The 18,692-nt window shown below is 63.7% G+C and carries 12 protein-coding genes and 1 pseudogene; 7 read left to right on the top strand and 6 right to left on the bottom strand.

What is annotated here, in order from left to right; translation table 11 throughout:
• Positions 1–177 precede the first annotated feature (177 nt).
• Together ASD01_RS24955 and ASD01_RS24950 are read left to right on the top strand one after the other, a co-directional pair.
• Positions 178–2,091, top strand: a complete 1,914-nt coding sequence (locus tag ASD01_RS24955; RefSeq protein WP_082572989.1) for an autotransporter assembly complex protein TamA — start codon at positions 178–180, stop codon at positions 2,089–2,091.
• A gap of 1,480 nt (positions 2,092–3,571) precedes the next feature.
• Positions 3,572–6,373: pseudogene (locus tag ASD01_RS24950) on the top strand (translocation/assembly module TamB domain-containing protein); the annotation flags it as partial.
• Between the two features lie 202 nt (positions 6,374–6,575).
• On the opposite strand, the gene ASD01_RS24945 reads toward ASD01_RS24950, so the two are convergent.
• The gene (locus tag ASD01_RS24945) at positions 6,576–7,070 is read right to left on the bottom strand and encodes a MerR family transcriptional regulator (protein WP_051659627.1); all 495 of its coding nucleotides are present in this window, start codon (positions 7,068–7,070) and stop codon (positions 6,576–6,578) included.
• A gap of 231 nt (positions 7,071–7,301) precedes the next feature.
• Between ASD01_RS24945 and ASD01_RS24940 the strand changes: the two genes are divergently transcribed.
• Entirely contained in the window at positions 7,302–8,093 is a 792-nt protein-coding gene (locus tag ASD01_RS24940; RefSeq protein ID WP_034803077.1) for an APH(3') family aminoglycoside O-phosphotransferase, read from the top strand.
• A 67-nt stretch (positions 8,094–8,160) separates the two neighbouring features.
• On the opposite strand, the gene ASD01_RS24935 is transcribed toward ASD01_RS24940, so the two are convergent.
• Positions 8,161–8,643 (bottom strand): VOC family protein, encoded by a 483-nt coding sequence (locus ASD01_RS24935; protein WP_034802409.1) that lies wholly within the window; start codon positions 8,641–8,643, stop codon positions 8,161–8,163.
• A gap of 111 nt (positions 8,644–8,754) precedes the next feature.
• The gene (locus tag ASD01_RS24930; RefSeq protein WP_034802411.1) at positions 8,755–9,189 is read right to left on the bottom strand and encodes an Lrp/AsnC family transcriptional regulator; all 435 of its coding nucleotides are present in this window, start codon (positions 9,187–9,189) and stop codon (positions 8,755–8,757) included.
• A gap of 155 nt (positions 9,190–9,344) precedes the next feature.
• Between ASD01_RS24930 and rocF the strand changes: the two genes are divergently transcribed.
• The 4 genes from rocF (at position 9,345) to ASD01_RS24910 (ending at position 14,582) form a co-directional block, all read left to right on the top strand.
• On the top strand, positions 9,345–10,268 hold the full coding sequence (gene rocF / locus ASD01_RS24925) for an arginase (protein WP_034802414.1): 924 nt from the start codon (positions 9,345–9,347) through the stop codon (positions 10,266–10,268).
• Positions 10,269–10,405: 137 nt separating this feature from the next.
• The gene (rocD, locus tag ASD01_RS24920) at positions 10,406–11,611 is read left to right on the top strand and encodes an ornithine--oxo-acid transaminase (protein WP_034802416.1); all 1,206 of its coding nucleotides are present in this window, start codon (positions 10,406–10,408) and stop codon (positions 11,609–11,611) included.
• 285 nt (positions 11,612–11,896) lie between these two features.
• Positions 11,897–12,376: a chemotaxis protein CheW gene (locus ASD01_RS24915; protein WP_034803080.1), complete on the top strand. Its 480-nt coding sequence runs from the start codon at positions 11,897–11,899 to the stop codon at positions 12,374–12,376.
• Positions 12,377–12,797: 421 nt separating this feature from the next.
• On the top strand, positions 12,798–14,582 hold the full coding sequence (locus ASD01_RS24910) for a methyl-accepting chemotaxis protein (RefSeq protein ID WP_034802419.1): 1,785 nt from the start codon (positions 12,798–12,800) through the stop codon (positions 14,580–14,582).
• A gap of 144 nt (positions 14,583–14,726) precedes the next feature.
• Here ASD01_RS24910 and ASD01_RS24905 read toward each other — a convergent pair whose 3' ends face one another.
• From ASD01_RS24905 to fdhF, 3 genes are read right to left on the bottom strand one after another with little or no spacing between them, the layout of a single operon-like run.
• Positions 14,727–14,960 carry a formate dehydrogenase subunit delta gene (locus ASD01_RS24905; RefSeq protein WP_034802422.1) on the bottom strand — a complete coding sequence of 78 codons (234 nt, stop codon included), beginning with the start codon at positions 14,958–14,960 and terminating at the stop codon, positions 14,727–14,729.
• Positions 14,950–15,789: a formate dehydrogenase accessory sulfurtransferase FdhD gene (gene fdhD / locus ASD01_RS24900; protein ID WP_034802424.1), complete on the bottom strand. Its 840-nt coding sequence runs from the start codon at positions 15,787–15,789 to the stop codon at positions 14,950–14,952. The genes ASD01_RS24905 and fdhD overlap by 11 nt, the downstream gene beginning before the upstream one ends.
• A 21-nt stretch (positions 15,790–15,810) precedes the next feature.
• Positions 15,811–18,690 (bottom strand): formate dehydrogenase subunit alpha, encoded by a 2,880-nt coding sequence (gene fdhF, locus ASD01_RS24895; RefSeq protein ID WP_034802427.1) that lies wholly within the window; start codon positions 18,688–18,690, stop codon positions 15,811–15,813.
• Positions 18,691–18,692: the final 2 nt, after the last annotated feature.

Raw genomic sequence — 18,692 nt, 5'->3', positions numbered from 1 at the left:
TGCGCCGACAACATTTCCGCGCTTTTTCGACGGAATCGGCACCGAAATTCGGCATCAGGGGTGGATGCAGCGGATCGTCATCGTTAACAGATGGAAAACCTTAGGCATGCGATAGTGACCCAGCCGCATAAGCAGGCAGTTTGTATTGGGTCGCCTGAAGACGGGATGCGGAAGCGAATGTCCCCACCACGGTCGAGTATTGCGTACTGGAAGGCAGCGACTTCGCTTGCTGTTGCCTTTTCGTGCGCGCTCGGCCCGCTTTCCGCCGAGAAGGCCTATGCCTTCAAGCTCTTCGGCATGAAGTTTTTCGAGAGCGACGAGGAAGAGGCGCCGGTCATCGACCCGGTCAACTATACCCTCACCTTCGACGCCGGCACCGAAGACAAGGAACTGAAGGAAGCGCTGGAAAACAGCTCGCAGCTCGTGCAGGGCCAGGAAAAGCCTGTCTCCGGCGATCTTGGCCTGGCAATTCGGGCGCGTGACGACCGCGACCGGCTGCTTGCCGCACTCTACGAAAAGGCCCGCTACGGCGGCACCATCGCGATCCGCATCAACGGCCAGGATATCGACAGTCTGCCGCCGGATCCGTCTTTCCCGGATGGCAAGCCGATTCCGGTCACCGTCACCGTGACGCCGGGTCCGGTCTTCAACGTCGGTTCCGTCAAGTTCGAAGGCGATGCGGCCGGTTTCAGTCCCGCTGATTACGGCCTGCCCGGCGGCGCGCGTGCCGATTCCACCTTGATCATCAAGGCCGGCGAAAAGGTCGTGAACGATCTGCGCGAGCAGGGTCGCCCCCTGGCCAAGCTCACCGAACGCAGCGCTGTCGCCAACCACGCCAACTCGACCGTCGACATCGTCATCGGCGCCAGCGGCGGCCCGGTTGCCCCAGTCGGCGAAGTCAGCGTCGACGGAACGAAAACCGTCGACCCGGGTTTCGTGCGCGACTACTCACGCCTCAACGAAGGCCGTCCCTATTCGCCCGCGGACATCCGCAAAGCCTCCGAGCGCCTGCGCCAGCTCGGCGTCTTCTCGAGCGTCACCATCAAGGAAGCCAATGCGCTTTCGCCCGATGGATCTCTCCCGATGAAGATCGAGGTGTCCGAAGGCAAGCACAAGTATTTCGGCTTCGGCGCCCAGGTCTCGACCACCGACGGCCTCGGGCTTTCGGGCTACTGGGGACACCGCAACCTTTTCGGCCGCGCCGAATCGCTGCGCATCGAAGGATCGGTCGACCGCATCGGCGAGACCAAGGAACTGGACAAGCTCGACTATTCGGTTGGCATCCTGTTTGCCAAACCCGGTGCCTTCGGCCCGGCTTCCACCTTTACCGCGAGCGTCAAGGCCAACATCCAGGACCCAGACGCCTACCGCGCCAAGATCCTGACGGCAGCGGCCGGCGCCACCTTCGAGCTCTCGGACACCGACACCGTCTCAGGCGGCGGCGAGCTCAGCTGGGCCAACATCGACGACGCCTTCGGCTCGAACTCCTATCTGACGGCCGCGATCCCGCTCGAATATGTGCGCGATACCCGCAACGACAAGCTGAACGCGACCGAAGGCTACCGGGCGATGATCAACGCCAAGCCGAGCTACGAAATCAAGGGGCAGACCTTCTTCTCGTCCTTCGAAGCCTCGGCATCCGGTTACCATGCGCTCGGCGACGAGAAGCGCTTCGTGCTTGCCGGCAAGATCGGCGCCGGCATACTCGTCGGCGGCAGCGGGCTCGAAGACATTCCTGCCAACCGCCGCTTCTACCTCGGCGGTGGCGGCTCGGTACGCGGCTATTCCTACCAGGAGATCGGCCCGCGCAATTCCGACAACGAGGAGACCGGCGGACGTTCCTATGTCAACGCCTCGCTCGAAGCCCGCATCGCCATCACCGACACGATCGGGGTTGTTCCCTTCATCGACGCCGGTACGGTGTCTGCGAAGACGACGCCGGATTTCTCCGACATCCGCGCCGGCGCCGGCATCGGCCTGCGTTACGCCACGCCCTTCGGCCCGATCCGCCTCGACTTTGCCGTTCCGCTTAACAAATATCCCGGCGGCACCAAGTACGGCATCTATGCCGGTATCGGCCAATCCTTCTGATCCGGGCCGTTTCTTCCATCAGAACCGGCAAATCGCCGCCATTGCCGGATAGTTTCTGCCGGCGGAGATTCCGCTTGGGAGCAACTTGCGTTATGGGTAGATCATGAATCAGGTCGTCCGCTTCCTTCGCGCGACGCTGCGCTATGGCCTTCGTGTGCTTGGCGTGATTGCGGTCGTTGCCCTTCTTCTCGTCGCCTTCGTGGGCTTCACCACACCCGGCGCAAGGCTCGTCGCCTGGGCAATCGAGAAGTATGCGGCAACCCCTGACCAGATCGTGCGGATCGCCGATCCGAGCGCGCTGTTGACCGGCAAGTTCACGGCCGGAAGCATCACGCTGTTCGATGGCGAGGGCGTCTATGCCGAAGTGCGCGACCTCGATCTCACCTGGTCGCCCGCCGCCCTTCTCTCCTTCCGCTTCGAAGCCGCGGCGCTCTCGGCCGGCTCGGTGCGCGTCGAGCGCCTGCCGATCCCCTCCACCGAGACCAAGGAAGTCCGCTCGACCTTTGCGCTTCCCGTCGACGTCAAGATCGACGCGATCGATCTCAAGGAGATCATCATCGGCAAGGCGATCGCCGGCGAGGACCAGTTCCTGACCGCCAGCGGCAAGGTGAACGCGACCAACGAAAGCATCGCCCTTCAGCTTGCGGCCGCCCAGCGCGACCGGCCGGAAGCGCGCGCGGTTGCCGATATCGTCTTCAATCCGGCAGGCAACGAGCTGAAGCTCGAGGCGACCGTGGACGAGCCCAACAACGGCGTGCTGGCAAAGCTGCTTCGCCTGCCCAACGAGCCCGCAGTCAACATCAAGCTGACCGGCGAAGGCCCGCTTTCCGACTGGGTCGGCAGCGCCACGGCCGCACTCGACGGCAGCGAAATTCTCAAGCTCGACGGTCGCCACGTCCAGACGCCCGACGGAATGCACCGGCTGACCGTTAACGGCGGCGGCGGTTTCGGCTCGCTGATGCCGCCGGCGCTGCGCCCGATGTTCGAGGGTGACACCAGTCTCGACATCGCCGCCGCGTTCAACGACCAGGGGCTGGTTCAGGTCGACAAGGCTCATGTGACAACGGGCGCGCTCTCCTTTGCCGCTTTCGGTACTTACGACAGCAAGGGCGAGAACAACCTCAAGGCCAGGCTTGCCGGCACCAACGGCCCTGTCGACTTCCGCTGGCCGCTGCAGAAGGGTGAAGCGCAGGCCAAGATCAATGCCGTCGATTTCTCGCTGATCGGCGACGCGCAAGCCGCGATCCTCGATCTCACCGCAGACGTCACCTCCCTGGCGGTGCCCGACGTGGCGCTTGGCGCAGTCAAGCTTTCGGCACGCAGCGACGGCTTCAATCTCCAGGCGCAATCCGGTCCGGTGAAGGCGGCAATCGAGGTGGGCGAAGCCGGCTTCAACGACCCCAACCTCGCCCGCCTGGTCCAGGTGCCGCTGAAGGTGGACGCAATCCTCTCCGTGACGAAGGAAAACATCGCCTTCAACCCGGTGACGATCGAAAGCCCCGGTATCGGCGGTTCGCTCACCGGCGCCTTTTATCGCGACGAGAACACGGTTTTCGCGGCCTTCAAGCTCTTCGCCATTCCGGACGCGTTGCCGCCGGCGGCCGCCGCGAAATTCGATGGCACGATCGCACTCTCGGGCGAAGTGAAGACGGCAACCGACGGCGGCGTCACCGTGGAGGGCCTCGAGCTCAAGTCGGGCACGATCGAGGCCGCCGGCACCGTTGCGCTCGCGCAGAGCAACCTGACGGCCGACCTTAGGGGTACCCTGCCTGATCTCGGCAAGCTGCTTGCCGATGCCAAGGGCAAGGCCGACTTTACCGCCGCCGTGACCGGCCCGCTTTCGGAACTCGGCATCAAGGCCGAGTTGACGTCGAGCGGCGCGACACTGGCCGGACGCACGCTCAGCGACCTCAACGTCAAGGCCGACGCCAAGGCCAACCCTTCGAGCCCGCAGGCAAGCCTGACGGCGACCGGTGCACTCGACGGCCAGGCCATCGACGTCAAGGCCGACGTCGTCTCGAAGGATGGCCAGACCGCAATCCCGGTGCTCGAGGCCAGGATCGGCGAGAACAAGCTGACCGGGGCAATCAGCTTCACCCCCGATTTCAAGCCGGACGGCACGGTCAGCTTCGACCTGCCCGATCTCGGCCTCTTGGCCGCCATGGCCGGGCAGAAGGCCTCCGGCGACCTCAACGGCTCGGCGGCCATCAAGACCCAAAACGGCATCACCTCCGTCGTCGTCAAGGCCGGCGGCAGCGGCATCAAACGCGACCAGCTGACCATCTCCAGGCCGACCGCCGACATCACCATCGCCGACCTCGCGGCCCTGGCGATCAAGGGCAGCATCCGCGCCGAAACGGTGGCGCAGGGCGAAAACCGTGTTTCCGGACTTGCCGTCGATTTCGAGCAACGAGCCGGCCGCACCGGTTTTGCCGTCGACGGCAAATTTGACGGCGGACCGCTGACGGTGAAGGGCGACCTTGCGAGCGCCAAGGGCCGCACGGAAATCCGCCTCGCATCCTTTGGCGCAACGCCGAAGGGCATTGCCCTGAAACTGGCGCAGCCGACGGTGATTGCCATCGAAAGCGGCACCGTCCGTCTCAACGCGCTGACGATCCAGGCATCGAAAGGTACGATCGCCGTCAACGGCACGGCTGGCGAAAAGCTCGACATCACTGCGAAGCTCAACGCCCTGCCCGCAGCACTGGTCAACGCCTTTGCGCCGGATCTTGGCGCCGAGGGCACGATCGCCGGCACCGTCGATGTCGAGGGCGCAGCGTCTGCCCCGGTCGTCGCCTACGACCTCAAATGGTCGGGCGCCTCGCTCGCGGCAGCCCGCACCGCGGGCGTTGCGGCCTTCGATGTCACGGCGGACGGCAATTTTGCCAACAACAAAGTGACGCTCGATACGACGCTTTCGGGCGCCGGCGGACTTTCCTTCAAGGGCGGCGGCAATGTCGACATCGGCGGCAACATGCCGATCGCGATGAAGTTCAGTGGCAACGTCCCCTTCGCCCTCATCGCCAACCTGATGGCGGAGAAAGGCTTCACGCTGACGGGCCAGGCAAATGTCGATGTGGCAATCTCCGGTTCCGCGAAGGCGCCGCAGATCGCCGGCACGATCACCACGTCAGGCGGGCGCCTCGTCGACGTGCGTCGCAACCTGGCGCTCAACGACCTGACCGCCAATGTCGCGCTCGATGGCAAGCAGGCGACGATCTCCAGGCTCTCGGCCAATCTCGCGACCGGCGGCTCGGTCGAAGCCAGCGGTACCGTCGGCACCGTACCCGGTTCCGGCTTCCCGGCCAACCTGACGATCAAGCTGAACAACGCGACCTACGTCGATGGCACCCTGTTCAACGCCAACGTTGCCGGCGAGATGACCTTGACCGGTCCCCTGGTCGCGACCCCGACGCTCGGCGGCAAGGTGACGATCCGCAAGGCATCGATCACCATTCCGGAGAAGTTGCCGACGTCGCTTTCGGCCATCGACATCAAGCACAAGAATGCGCCGCCCAAGGTGCGGAAGATGGTCAAGGACCTGCGCAAGGACGAAGTGCCGGCCGCAGGTGCCAATGCCAGCGGCGTGATTGCCTTCGATCTCGGCGTCAACGCCCACCAGATCTTCGTGCGCGGCCGCGGCATCGACGCGGAGCTTGGCGGCGACCTGACGATCCGTGGCACCGCCGTGCAGCCAATTGTTTCCGGCGGCTTTGAGATGCGTCGCGGACGGCTCGAAATCCTCGGCAAGCGCCTGACCTTCACCGACGGCAATATCGGCTTTGGCGGTGACCTGATCCCGACGCTCGACCTCAAGGCGACCTCCAGCGTCGGCGCGACCACCATCACCGTCGCGGTCGCGGGCCTCGCCAACAATCCGCAGATCGCCTTCTCTTCCTCCCCGGCGCTGCCGCAGGACGAAATCCTGGCGCAGTTGATCTTCAACCGGTCGCTGTCAAACCTCTCGGCCTTCCAGATCGCCCAGCTCGCCTCGGCCGTCAGCCAGCTTGCCGGTGGCGGATCGACCTCGCTGCTCGACGGCCTGCGCAACAAGCTCGGCGTCGACGATCTCGACGTCACCACCGACGAGAATGGCGGCGCCTCCGTGCGCGCCGGCAAGTATCTCAACGACCGCACCTATATCGAGCTGCAGCAGGGCTCCGATTCCGCCTCCAGCAAGGCGGTCATCAATCTCGATGTCGGCAAGGGCGTGAAGCTCAAGGGCTCGGCCGCCGGCGACGGTTCGGCCTCGGGCGGCGTCTTCTTCGAAAAGGAATATTGAGCGGCGGCGGGCGTAAACACGCCTGTCCCGCCCGCATGACAAGGAAGCCGGTGGGTCGATCGCGATCCACCGGCTCCAGAGCCCCTGTGTTGCCCGCTCGACAGCAAACTCACTATGGTCTTTTGGAGGCACCGGCGGCGTCTGAAGCCGTGATCGGTCGCATGTCATCGGCGCGGAGCGCGCTGCCCTTCTTGCGCCTGTTTCAGGCCCAGCCATTCTCGGGGACGAAGGAGACCTCGCGGCGTGGGCGCGTCAGCTCGTAGCGGTTCCATGCGACGGCGTCAGGTGACAGGCCGGTCATCTCGGTTTTTCGGGCGAGCATGAGGAGTTCGTCGATCGACAGGGCATCGCCGCGCTCGATCTTCTGGAGCGCCGCATCGATCAAGGACAGGCTGTGTTCGACACGGTCGCGCAGGTCCAAGAACGCCGATTGCTGGACGGCTAGCGTTTGTCCGAGGGCCGGCGCAGTACCGGCGAGCATTTCGGTAATCCGGGTGAGGCTAAGGCCAAGCCGCCTCAAAGCCATGATTTCGGTCAGCCGCGCGATTTCGACCGCACCATAGAGCCGCCACTTCTTCTCCGTCCGCCGCGGCGTGATCAGGCCGCGGTCCTCATAGACCTTGAGAGCGCGGATGGTAAGGCCAAGACGGTCGGCGCATTCGGCCGCCGACAGCAGTTCATTGTGGTTCACGCCCATGAGCACCTCTTCGAAACACTTCTAAAAAGGTGACTTTGCGGTCGACCCGAGCGGGCTTTGCGAAGCTTTGATGGAGATTTGGCGAAGACGCACCGTGAAAGGCGATTTACCGGCACGCGCCGTCAAAACTTGCGGGACCGCTCCGTGGAAATGCCACTTTGCCAAACCTACATCGGCATCCAGGCGCGACCGCGCGCCCCGTTGTTTCATTCCTTTTTTCAGGTGATTGCCTTGCCCTCTTCTTTTCCGCGTCCCGAACTGCCCGAACCATTCCGCCCTCTTGTCGCTGGCTATCAGTGGAACCGTGATCTGCTCGGGCAATCCGACTCGAGCATCTTTCTTCTAAAGGCGCCCGATCGACCCATGCTGGTGCTGAAGCTCGAGGAAGCCGGCCCGTTCAGCGAGTTCGTCGACGAGGCGGCGCGGCTTGATTGGCTGGCATCAAAGGACTTGCCCTGCCCGCGGGTGATCGCTCGTGCCTTCGGCGCGGAGACGAACTGGCTGCTGCTGCAAGCAGTGCAAGGGACGGACCTCGCCTCCACGACGCTCTCGCCCAAGGACCAGATCGTCATCCTCGCGGACGCGCTGAAGCAACTGCATGCGCTGGATATCGCCAACTGCCCCTTCGATCACCGGATCGAAGAGCGCATCGCCATCGCGAAGGCGCGCACCCAGGCAGGCGTGATCGATGAAAGCGACTTTGACGAGACGCGGCTCGGCCGAACGGCGGCGGATCTCTTTGCCGAACTGCAGGCGCGCGTGCCCCAACCCGGCGAACTCGTCGTCACCCATGGCGACGCCTGCCTGCCGAACATCATCGAGAAGAACGGCCGGTTTTCCGGCTTCATCGATTGCAGCCGGCTGGGCGTCGCCGACCCCTACCAGGACATCGCTCTTGCCTGCCGCAGCATCGTCCACAATCTCGGCGAGGAGTGGGTTCAGCCGTTTCTGACCCGCTATGGCCTCGACAAGGACGATTCGGAGAAACGTGACTTCTACTGCCTGCTCGACGAGTTCTTCTGATCGTCAGGCAGCAGGCATAAAATCCACCCAGAGCACATGCCCGGGCAGCGAAAGGGCCCGCAACGCCTCAGGCGGCGTTGCGGGCCTCGATGCTCAGATCGACGACGTCGGCATCTTCCATAGCGTTGAACAACGCCCAGATGTGGCCGAAGGGGTCGATGAAGGCGCCGACGCGATCGCCCGTCGACAAGGTTTCGGCCGCATTGCGAAGGCTTGCGCCTGCGCCGATCGCTCGGCCGATGACGCGATCGACGTCGCGCACATGCAGCTCCAGGATCACCGCCGTGGTGCCGAGCGCATGCGGCGAGCGCGGCCCGCCGAGCTTGGGTTCCGCATCGCGGCGCGGATTGGCCCCGGCAATACGGAACACCGATTCCCCGATCCTCAGATCCGCACTCGTCAGAATGCCGCTCGGCCATTCATGCCTTTGCAGCAGTTCGGCGCCGAGTGCTTCGCGATAGAAGGCGATGGCGCGATCCTCGTCGCCATGCCTGACGAACAGCTTCACACAGATCTGCCGATCGGCAAGCCTGCCGCCATTGGCAACCATGACATCCTCCATCTTGGGTGAGGCGGCCATCATAGCGAAGTACTAGAACAAAGCAAGAACAATTCGACTCTGAGAGGCAATTTCCTCACCGCTTCGGGCGGCCAGAAATGCTCAGAACGCCCCGGTCATCTTACTGGTTTTCAACAGGATATTCGTCTCCGTAACGGTGATGCCGTCGATCAGGCGGATGCGCCGCAGCGTTTCGTCGAAAGAGACGAGATCGCGGTCCTGAAGCTCGGCGATGAAGTCCCAGCGGCCATTGGTGCTGTGCAGCGCCCGCACCTGCGGCAGTCCGCGCAATTGCTCGGCGACACGATCGGCCATCTTGCCGTGCACCTCGATCATGACCACGGCGCGCACCCCGGAGGTCGGGATTTCGGCACCGGTGCGGATGGTGAAGGCGGCGATCGTACCATTGGCCACCAGCCTGTCGATACGGGCCGCCACCGTCGCCCGCGACACGCCCGTCATTTCCGATAGCGTCGAAACGGGAATGCGCGCATTCTGGCGCAGAGCGCTTATCAGCGCCTGGTCGAGATCATCCATAGCCTGCCACTTTGTAAAATCGGACTTAGCAATCTATCGAATCTAGCTCACTAATCGGCAGTTTTCCATCTTTTTGCTGACGCCCATTTTGGCCATAATCCACACATCCCGGACTGGGTCACATCGGAATTATCTTGAGAAGGAATCGGGCGGACATGACGACTATCACGCTGATCGGCGCACCCATCGAGGAAGGTTCTGGACGACGCGGCGCGGCCATGGGTCCGACGGCCCTGCGCATCGCCGGCATCGACACGGTGCTGCGCGATCTCGGCCATACGGTTCACGACGAAGGCGACGTCAAGCCGCTGCCGGCGCGCGATCTCGCCAACCATCCCGGCGCCAACAACCTGCAGATCGTCGCAGCCTTCGCCCGCGCCCTGCATGATTCCGTGCACGACACCGTGCGCAAGGGCCATTTCCCGATCATTCTGGGTGGCGACCATGCGCTTTCGATGGGCAGCGTCTCCGGCATGGCGCGCCATGCCGCAGACGTCGGCCGGCCGCTGTTCGTGCTCTGGCTCGACGCCCATGCCGACTTCAACTCGCCGTCGACCTCGCCCTCCGGCAACATGCACGGCATGCCGGTCGCCTTCTTCTGCGGCCAGGCCGAATTCGCCCCGATCCTGCCGTCGGACCGTCCGCTCGTCGATCCGAAGAAGGTCTTCCAGGTCGGTATCCGCTCGGTCGACGACCGCGAGCGCGAAGAGATCACAGAACATGGCGTGCGCGTCTTCGACATGCGCGCCGTCGACGAACTCGGCATGGCTCACATCATGCGCCAGATCCTCGAAGAGGTCCGCGCCGCCAATGGCCTGCTGCATGTCAGCCTCGATGTCGATTTCATGGATCCAGAACTGGCGCCCGGCGTCGGCACCACCGTTCCGGGCGGCGCCACCTTCCGCGAGGCGCACCTGATCATGGAAGTGCTCTGGGAAAGCGGGCTCGTTTCCTCGCTCGACGTCGTCGAGCTCAACCCCTTCCTCGACGATCGCGGCAAGAGCGCGCGCATCCTGGTCGAACTGACGGCGAGCCTCTTCGGCCGCCGTGTTCTCGACCGGCCGACCCGCAGCGCCTAGATCACGGAGATCTTGGGTCGACTGGATCCAAGATCATAAGCGTGAACGGCTCTCATAAGTCTAAGCGGGATGCGGGCGGAAAACCGCGCACACTTTTCCTCTTCCCGCTCAGACAAAGAAACACCGGAGGACGATATATGAACACGACGGCTGCCCTGATCGAAACCGAATACCGGCTCGGCGCCCATAACTACAAGCCGCTCGACGTGGTGCTTTCGCGCGGCGAAGGTGTCTATGTCTGGGATATGGAAGGCAACCGCTACCTCGACTGTCTCTCGGCCTATTCTGCCGTGAACCAGGGCCATTGCCACCCGAAGATCCTGAAGGCGATGATGGAGCAGGCGCAGAAGCTGACGCTGACCTCCCGCGCCTTCCGCAACGATCAGCTGGCGCATTTCTACGAAGAGATCGCTGCGCTGACCGGCTCGCACAAGGTGCTGCCGATGAACTCCGGCGCCGAAGCCGTCGAGACCGCCGTCAAGGCCGTGCGCAAGTGGGGCTACGAGGTCAAGGGCGTGGCCGAGAACAAGGCCGAGATCATCGTCTGCTCCAACAACTTCCACGGCCGCACCATGGGTATCGTCGGTTTCTCGACCGATCCGGACGCCCGCACCGGCTTTGGCCCGTTTGCGCCGGGCTTCAAGGTCGTACCCTTCGGTGACATCGACGCCTTCCGTGCGGCGATCAACGAAAACACCGTCGCCTTCCTGGTCGAGCCGATCCAGGGCGAAGCCGGCGTCATCGTCCCGCCGGTCGGCTACTTCACGACGGTGCGCGAGCTCTGCACCAAGCACGGCATCACGCTGATCCTCGACGAGATCCAGACCGGGCTTGGCCGCACCGGCAAGCTGCTTGCCGAAGAGCATGAGGCGATCGAAGCCGACGTGACGCTGATCGGCAAGGCTCTGTCCGGCGGCTTTTATCCGGTCTCTGCGGTGCTTTCGAATTCCGAAGTGCTCGGCGTCTTGAAGCCCGGCCAGCACGGCTCGACCTTCGGCGGCAACCCGCTTGCCTGCGCCATTGCCCGCGCGGCGCTGAAGGCGCTGACCGAGGAAGGCATGATCGAGAACTCGGCAAAGATGGGCGAGCGCTTCCAGAAGGGCCTCACCGACATCCGTTCCAACATCATCAAGGAAGTGCGCGGTCGCGGCCTGATGCTGGCGGTGGAACTGGTGCCGGAAGCCGGCGGCGCGCGCAAGTATTGCGAAGCGCTGAAGCAGCTCGGCATCCTTGCCAAGGACACCCACGGCGACACGATCCGCATCGCGCCGCCGCTCGTCATCACCGCCGAGCAGGTGGATTGGGCGGTCGAACAGTTTGCCAGGGTTCTCGCCTCCGCTTGATCGCAAATCGCTTCCGCCCCGGGGTCACGCCCGGGGCGAGATCTTCGTAAGCACTTGCAAAAGCAAGTCTTAACGAATCCCGGCCTATAGTCCTTTCCCAAAGCGCAAAGCGGTTCCTCCGCGCATGATGCAGCTGCGCCCTGCCGGATGTGATCGGCGGACTGGAAGGATCTCTCCTTTACGGATCATTGACCGCGCCTGATGCGCCGTCAGCCATGCGGAGAGATCTGGAGTATGGCGGTGTCGCGCCCAGAGGCGTCGACCGGAAAGCTGGAAGGACCTTCGATGACAAGCACACTCAGGACGGCCGGGTTCGACGGCGAGACGCTGGAAATCATTGCGTTCCGCCTCCACGATCAGGAATTCTGCGTCAAGACGACGACGATCCGTGAAATCCGCGGCTGGGCGCCCTCGACGCCTATCCCGCATTCGCCGCCGGAAGTGATCGGCGTCATGAACCTGCGCGGCACGGTGATCCCGATCATCGACCTCGCCCACAAGCTCGGCATGAAATCGACCACCGCCAACGAGCGCAGCGCCATCGTCGTCGCCGAAGTGCACAACATGGTCATCGGCCTCGTCGTCGACCGCGTGTCGGATATCCTCACGGTCCAGGGCAGCCAGGTGCAGCCGGTGCCGGAAGTGACGGCCTCCTTCGACAAGAGCTTCGCCGAAGGCATCATCGCCAACGAAACCGGCATGATCTGCTTCCTGAACCTTGCCCGCATGTTCAAGGAACGCGAGGTCGAGGAACTGGCCGCCTAAAGCAACAGCTCAGCGATATTCAAGGCCGTCCGACGTCTCGTCGGGCGGCTTTTTTGTTGGTTATTTGCTCAGCCAGAGGGCAATACTTTAGAAAAACAGGAGAAACTAATTCAACTAAAATTGGGATCTACGAGTTCTTACAACTGAAATTTGATAGTTGCTATTTTAACACCTGCTTAATAGTCCTATCACTAACCTAGATTGCATAAACACGGCGCCTGGGCATGAAGCCCGCCAGTTCGAACTCCCCTCACGAAGCACTAAATCGCTGACCCGGTGGGCCGGCGCGGGACGACCAGACATGTTTCGGCAGGCCGGCATTTGTCTTAGTCCGGGAGTTTGCGCCGCTTCGGCTCCGCAAACCCTGTCAAAGAAGGCACGAAGCCCCCGGCTTGAGCCAACAAACGAGAAGAGGGTTACAATGTTCGCTCTCGGAAAAATTGCAGACGCGAACCAGATCATCGCCGCGCTCTCGAAGTCGCAGGCTATCATCCAGTTCGACCTGACCGGCAAGATCCTGACCGCCAATGAGAATTTCTGCCAGGCACTCGGTTACAACCTCAGCGAAATCGTCGGGCAGCACCACCGCATGTTCTGCCCCGCCGACTACGCCCAGACGCAGGAATACCGCGACTTCTGGGCCCGGCTCGGCCGCGGCGAATTCGACGCCAATGCCTACAAGCGTGTCGCCAAGGGCGGCCGCGAAATCTGGATCCAGGCGACCTACAACCCGGTGCTTCGGGGCGGCAAGCCCTACAAGGTGGTCAAGTTCGCAAGCGACATCACTGCCGCCAAGGCAAGGGCCACGGAAGATGCCGGCAAGCTCGACGCGATCTCCCGCTCCCAGGCTGTAATCGAATTCACCCCATCGGGCGAGATCCTGACCGCCAACGAAAACTTCTGCGCCGCGCTCGGCTACAGCCTCCAGGAAATCCAGGGCAAGCACCACAGCATGTTCTGCGAGCCCAACTATGCCCGCACCGCCGAATATGCCGACTTCTGGAAGCGGCTCGCCGCCGGCGAGTTCTTCTCCAACGAGTTCGTGCGCTACGGCAAGGGTGGCAAGGAGATCTGGATCCAGGCGGCCTATAACCCGATCCGCGACTTCAGCGGCAAGGTCTACAAGGTCGTCAAGTTCGCGACCGATGTCAGCGAGCGCATGAGCGCCATCAACAGCCTCGGCGCGGGCCTGCGGGCGCTCGCCGAAGGCGATCTGACGCGCAACCTCGACACGCCCTTCGTACCAAGCATGGAAGCGGTGCGGATCGACTTCAACGATGCCACCGCAAAGCTGCGCGGGGCGATGCGAACCGTCGGCGACAATGCCAGCGCGATCGCCTCCGGCGCCCGCGAGATCCGGGCCGCCGCCGACGACCTGTCGAAGCGCACCGAGCAACAGGCCGCTTCCGTGGAAGAGACCGCCGCAGCGCTCGACGAGATCACCACGACCGTCTCGGACTCCAGCCGCCGCGCCGAGGAGGCCGGAGGCTTGGTCGCCAAGACCAAGGCCGGTGCCGAACGCTCCGGCAATGTGGTCAAGAGCGCGATCGGCGCCATGGACCAGATCGAACAGTCGTCACGCGAAATCTCCAACATCATCGGCGTGATCGACGACATCGCCTTCCAGACGAACCTTTTGGCGCTGAACGCCGGCGTCGAGGCGGCGCGCGCCGGTGAAGCCGGCAAGGGCTTCGCCGTCGTCGCCCAGGAAGTGCGTGAACTGGCCCAACGCTCCGCCAGTGCCGCCAAGGACATCAAGTCGCTGATCGGCACCTCGACCGAACACGTCAAGAACGGCGTGTCGCTGGTCGGCCAGACCGGGGCGGCGCTTGAGGAAATCCTCGTCCAGGTCCAGGAGATCAACGCCAACGTCTCGGCGATCGTGGAAGCGGCACGGGAACAGTCGACCGGCCTCAAGGAGATCAACCAGGCGGTCAACTCGATGGACCAGGCGACCCAGCAGAACGCCGCGATGGTCGAGGAAAGCACGGCCGCAAGCCACGCCATGGCCCGCGAGGCCGAAGCCCTGCACGAACTGCTCCGCCAGTTCCGCTACGGCGAGCAGGCCCAGGTCGTCGACGCGAACCGCCACCTCGAAGATCGCGCGCAGCCATCACGCCTGCATGCCACCGCCCGCGCCATGCGCGGCGGACAACGAACAAGCCTGGCCGCGGCACCGGCCGCGGATGGCTGGCAGAATTTCTGAGCGCACATCCCTGCACCCCGCGCTCGGGAATGGGGAAGGCGGCGACCGGTAGCCGCCTTCCCTTAAATCTTTTCAGGAGAGTGCCCGCTTAGGAAAACACTCTCGATGAGCGCGCAGAAAGCGCTGGCGGGTAAGGAATGCAGGCTAGGCCGCTTCCGGACGTTTGATCTTTGCGGCCGCCTCCAGCACCAGCGGCGTCAGCCCCTCGCCGCCATTGTCGATATGCTCGAACAATTTGCGCCGCATGCGCGGCTCCCAGTACTTGTTGATATGGGTGGCAACGCCCTGCGCCGCCTCGCTCTCGGGCTGGCTCTTGAAGAAGGTGGCGATCTGGTTCGCCATATAGATCAGCTTGGCGTTGGTATTGTCATGCGACATCGACGGCAGCTCCGGACTTGATGCGTTCGGCATGGGTGAAAATCTCGAATTCGTCGCCGCGCACGAGCGCAATCAGCGTCATGCCCGCAGCTTCCGCCGTGCGAATGGCAAGCGCCGTCGGCGCCGAAATGGCGATGATCACAGGGCTGCCGACGACTGCCGTCTTCTGCACCATCTCGACGGACACGCGGCTGGTGACGACCACGGCGCCCTCGCTGCCCTTGAAGCCGGCGCGTGCGGCGGCACCGACCAGCTTGTCGAGCGCATTGTGGCGGCCGACATCCTCACGCACAGCGATCAGCCCGCGGCCCGGCACATAGAAGGCGGCACCGTGCACGGCGCGCGTTTCGAAATGCAGCGGCTGCTGGCCATTGAGCAGCGCTACGGCCGAAACCACGTCCTCCTGCGACAACGTCAGTCTCGAACGGGAAACGTCCGGCGTCGGCCGTACCGCCTGCTCGATCGATTCGATGCCGCAAAGACCGCAACCGACCGGCCCCGCCATGTGCCGTCGGCGTTGACGCAGCATGTCGTTCTCTTCGTCCTGAAGCACGATCTGCAAGTCGATGCCGAGATTGCCGGCGACCGTCTCGGAGACGACCTCGACCGTTTCAATCTGGCCGGGATCGGTAATGATGCCTTCGGTCAGGCTGAAGCCGACGGCGAAATCCTCGAGATCGCCGGGCGTCGCCATCATCACCGCATGGGTCGAACCACCATAGCTGAAAGCGACCGGCGTCTCCTCCGGCACGGCGCGCGCACCGTCCCGAAGCGCGCCGTTGCGGCGGGCGGCCTCGGGAACGGTCTTGGATGTCCTAAACGTCGCCATGATCGGTCGCAGCGAAAGGCATTACTCCGCCGCCTCCAGCTTACCGGAAATCCGGCGCGACTGGCGGGCCTGCTCGTCATAGTCGACCTGCCAGTCCGACGGGCCGTTCGACGGCATCACTTGCACCGCCGTCACCTTGTATTCCGGGCAGTTGGTGGCCCAGTCGGAGAAGTCGGTGGTGATGACGTTTGCCTGCGTCGTCGGGTGGTGGAAGGTGGTGTAGACGACGCCGGGCGCGACGCGATCGGTGATCAGCGAACGCAGGGTCGTCTCGCCGGCGCGGCTTGCGAGCCGGATCCAGTCGCCATCACGGATGCCGCGCTGCTCGGCGTCGTGCGGGTGGATCTCCAGCCGGTCTTCCGCATGCCAGACGACGTTGTCGGTGCGTCGCGTCTGGGCGCCGACATTGTACTGGCTAAGGATGCGGCCGGTCGTCAAAAGCAGCGGGAAGCGCGGGCCGGTGCGTTCATCCGTCGCCACATATTCGGTGCGGATGAACTTGCCTTTGCCACGCACGAAACCGTCGATATGCATGATCGGCGAACCCTCAGGATGCGCCTCGTTGCAGGGCCACTGCACCGAGCCCATCTTTTCGAGATAATCGTAGGAAACCAGCGCGAAGCTCGGCGTCGTCGCGGCGATCTCGTCCATGATCTCGGACGGATGGCGGTAGTTCCAGTTGAGGCCCATGGCCTGGGCGAGCTTCTGCGTGACCTCCCAGTCGGCATAACCGTTCTTCGGCGTCATCACCTTGCGCACGCGGTTAATGCGGCGCTCGGCATTGGTGAAGGTGCCGTCTTTTTCGAGGAAGGTCGAACCGGGCAGGAAGACGTGCGCGTAGTTGGCCGTTTCGTTCAGGAACAGGTCGTGCACGACGACGCATTCCATCGCGGCGAGGCCGGCTGCCACATGCTTGGTGTCCGGGTCGGACTGCAGGATGTCCTCGCCCTGGATGTAGAGCGCCTTGAAGGTGCCGTCGACCGCGGCATCGAGCATGTTGGGGATGCGCAGACCCGGCTCGTTGGAGATCTCGACGCCCCAGAGCTTCTCGAAGGTCTCGCGGGTGGCATCGTCGGAGATGTGACGGTAGCCCGGCAGCTCGTGCGGGAACGAACCCATGTCGCAGGAACCCTGCACGTTGTTCTGGCCGCGCAGCGGGTTCACGCCGACGCCCGGCCGACCGATATTGCCGGTGACCATGGCGAGGTTGGCGATCGCCATGACCGTCGTCGATCCCTGGCTGTGCTCGGTGACGCCGAGACCGTAATAGATCGCGCCGTTGCCGCCGGTGGCATAGAGCCTGGCCGCGCCCCGCACGAGATCGGCCGGCACGCCGGTATAGGCTTCGGTCGCCTCCGGGCTATGGTAGGGCTCGGCGACGAAGGCGGCCCAATCCTCGTACTCCGACCAGTCGCAGCGCTCGCGGATGAACTGTTCGTTGGCGAGGCCTTCGGTGACGATCACATGGGCGATCGACGTCAAGATCGCGACGTTGGTGCCGGGCTGGAGCGGCAGGTGATAGGCGGCCTCCACATGCGGCGAGCGCACGATGTCGGTGCGGCGCGGATCGATGACGATCAGCTTGGCGCCTTCGCGCAGCCGCTTCTTCAGTCGCGAGCCGAAGACCGGATGGCCGTCGGTCGGGTTGGCGCCGATGATGACGGCGACGTCGGTGAACTCGACACTGTCGAAGTTCTGCGTACCGGCCGAGGTCCCGAAGGCCTGGCCGAGGCCGTAGCCGGTCGGCGAATGGCAGACGCGGGCGCAGGTATCGACATTGTTGTTGCCGAAGCCGGCGCGCACCAGCTTCTGCACCAGATAGGTCTCTTCATTGGTGCAGCGCGACGAGGTGATGCCGCCGACGGAATCGCGGCCGTACTGATACTGGATCCGCCGGAACTCGGAGGCCACATGCGCGTAAGCCTCCTCCCAGGTGACCTCGCGCCAGGGATCGGAGATCTTCTCGCGGATCATCGGGTTGAGGATGCGGTCCTTGTGGTTGGAATAGCCGTAAGCGAAGCGGCCCTTGACGCAGGAATGGCCGCGATTGGCCTGGCCATCCTTCCACGGCACCATACGCACCAGTTCCTCGCCGCGCATTTCCGCCTTGAACGAGCAGCCGACGCCGCAATAGGCGCAGGTCGTCACTTCGGAATGTTCGGGCTGGCCGATCTCGATCACCGACTTTTCGATGAGCGTCGCCGTCGGGCAGGCCTGGACGCAGGCGCCGCAGGAGACGCATTCCGACGACATGAAGTCTTCCGCCATCCCGGCCGAAACGCGGCTGTCGAAACCGCGGCCGCCGATCGTCAGCGCGAAGGTGCCCTGCACTTCCTCGCAGGCGCGCACACAGCGCGAGCAGACGATGCATTTGGCCGGATCGTAGGTGAAATAGGGATTGGACTCGTCCTTCGGCATCCACTTGGCGTTGATCTCGCCATTGTTGCGCGCCGTGACGTGGTTCTCGCCCTCATAGCCGTAGCGCACGTCGCGCAGGCCGACTGCGCCGGCCATGTCCTGCAGCTCGCAATCGCCATTGGCAGCACAGGTCAGACAGTCGAGAGGGTGGTCGGAAATGTAGAGCTCCATCACCCCGCGGCGCACGTCCTTCAGCCGCGGCGTCTGGGTGGAGACCTCGATACCGGCTGCAACCGGCGTCGTGCAGGAGGCCGGCATGCCGGCGCGTCCCTTGATCTCGACGAGACAGAGCCGGCAGGAGCCGAAGGCATCCATCATGTCGGAAGCGCAGAGCTTCGGCACTTCTATGCCGGCATCCATCGCCGCGCGCATGATCGAAGTGCCCTCGGGCACGGTGACCTCGCGTCCGTCGATCGTCAGCGTCACCAGTTTTTCGGACTTGGAGGCCGGAGTGCCGTAGTCGATTTCATGAATGAGAGACATGG

This window comes from Ensifer sp. Root423, assembly GCF_001426275.1.
Lineage (GTDB): Bacteria > Pseudomonadota > Alphaproteobacteria > Rhizobiales > Rhizobiaceae > Ensifer > Ensifer adhaerens.
Note: the sequence above shows the minus strand (reverse complement) of the source record. Positions and strands in the feature narration are given on the sequence as shown.

What these genes read in the sequence shown, in the direction of transcription:
- ASD01_RS24955 (WP_082572989.1), top strand. Translation starts at nt 178, where the DNA reads ATGTCCCCACCACGGTCGAGTATTGCGTACTGGAAGGCAGCGACTTCG.
- ASD01_RS24945 (WP_051659627.1), bottom strand. Translation starts at nt 7,070, where the DNA reads ATGGGCGTGAACCACAATGAACTGCTGTCGGCGGCCGAATGCGCCGAC.
- ASD01_RS24935 (WP_034802409.1), bottom strand. Translation starts at nt 8,643, where the DNA reads ATGGTTGCCAATGGCGGCAGGCTTGCCGATCGGCAGATCTGTGTGAAG.
- ASD01_RS24930 (WP_034802411.1), bottom strand. Translation starts at nt 9,189, where the DNA reads ATGGATGATCTCGACCAGGCGCTGATAAGCGCTCTGCGCCAGAATGCG.
- rocF (WP_034802414.1), top strand. Translation starts at nt 9,345, where the DNA reads ATGACGACTATCACGCTGATCGGCGCACCCATCGAGGAAGGTTCTGGA.
- rocD (WP_034802416.1), top strand. Translation starts at nt 10,406, where the DNA reads ATGAACACGACGGCTGCCCTGATCGAAACCGAATACCGGCTCGGCGCC.
- ASD01_RS24915 (WP_034803080.1), top strand. Translation starts at nt 11,897, where the DNA reads ATGACAAGCACACTCAGGACGGCCGGGTTCGACGGCGAGACGCTGGAA.
- ASD01_RS24910 (WP_034802419.1), top strand. Translation starts at nt 12,798, where the DNA reads ATGTTCGCTCTCGGAAAAATTGCAGACGCGAACCAGATCATCGCCGCG.
- ASD01_RS24905 (WP_034802422.1), bottom strand. Translation starts at nt 14,960, where the DNA reads ATGTCGCATGACAATACCAACGCCAAGCTGATCTATATGGCGAACCAG.
- fdhD (WP_034802424.1), bottom strand. Translation starts at nt 15,789, where the DNA reads ATGGCGACGTTTAGGACATCCAAGACCGTTCCCGAGGCCGCCCGCCGC.
- fdhF (WP_034802427.1), bottom strand. Translation starts at nt 18,690, where the DNA reads ATGTCTCTCATTCATGAAATCGACTACGGCACTCCGGCCTCCAAGTCC.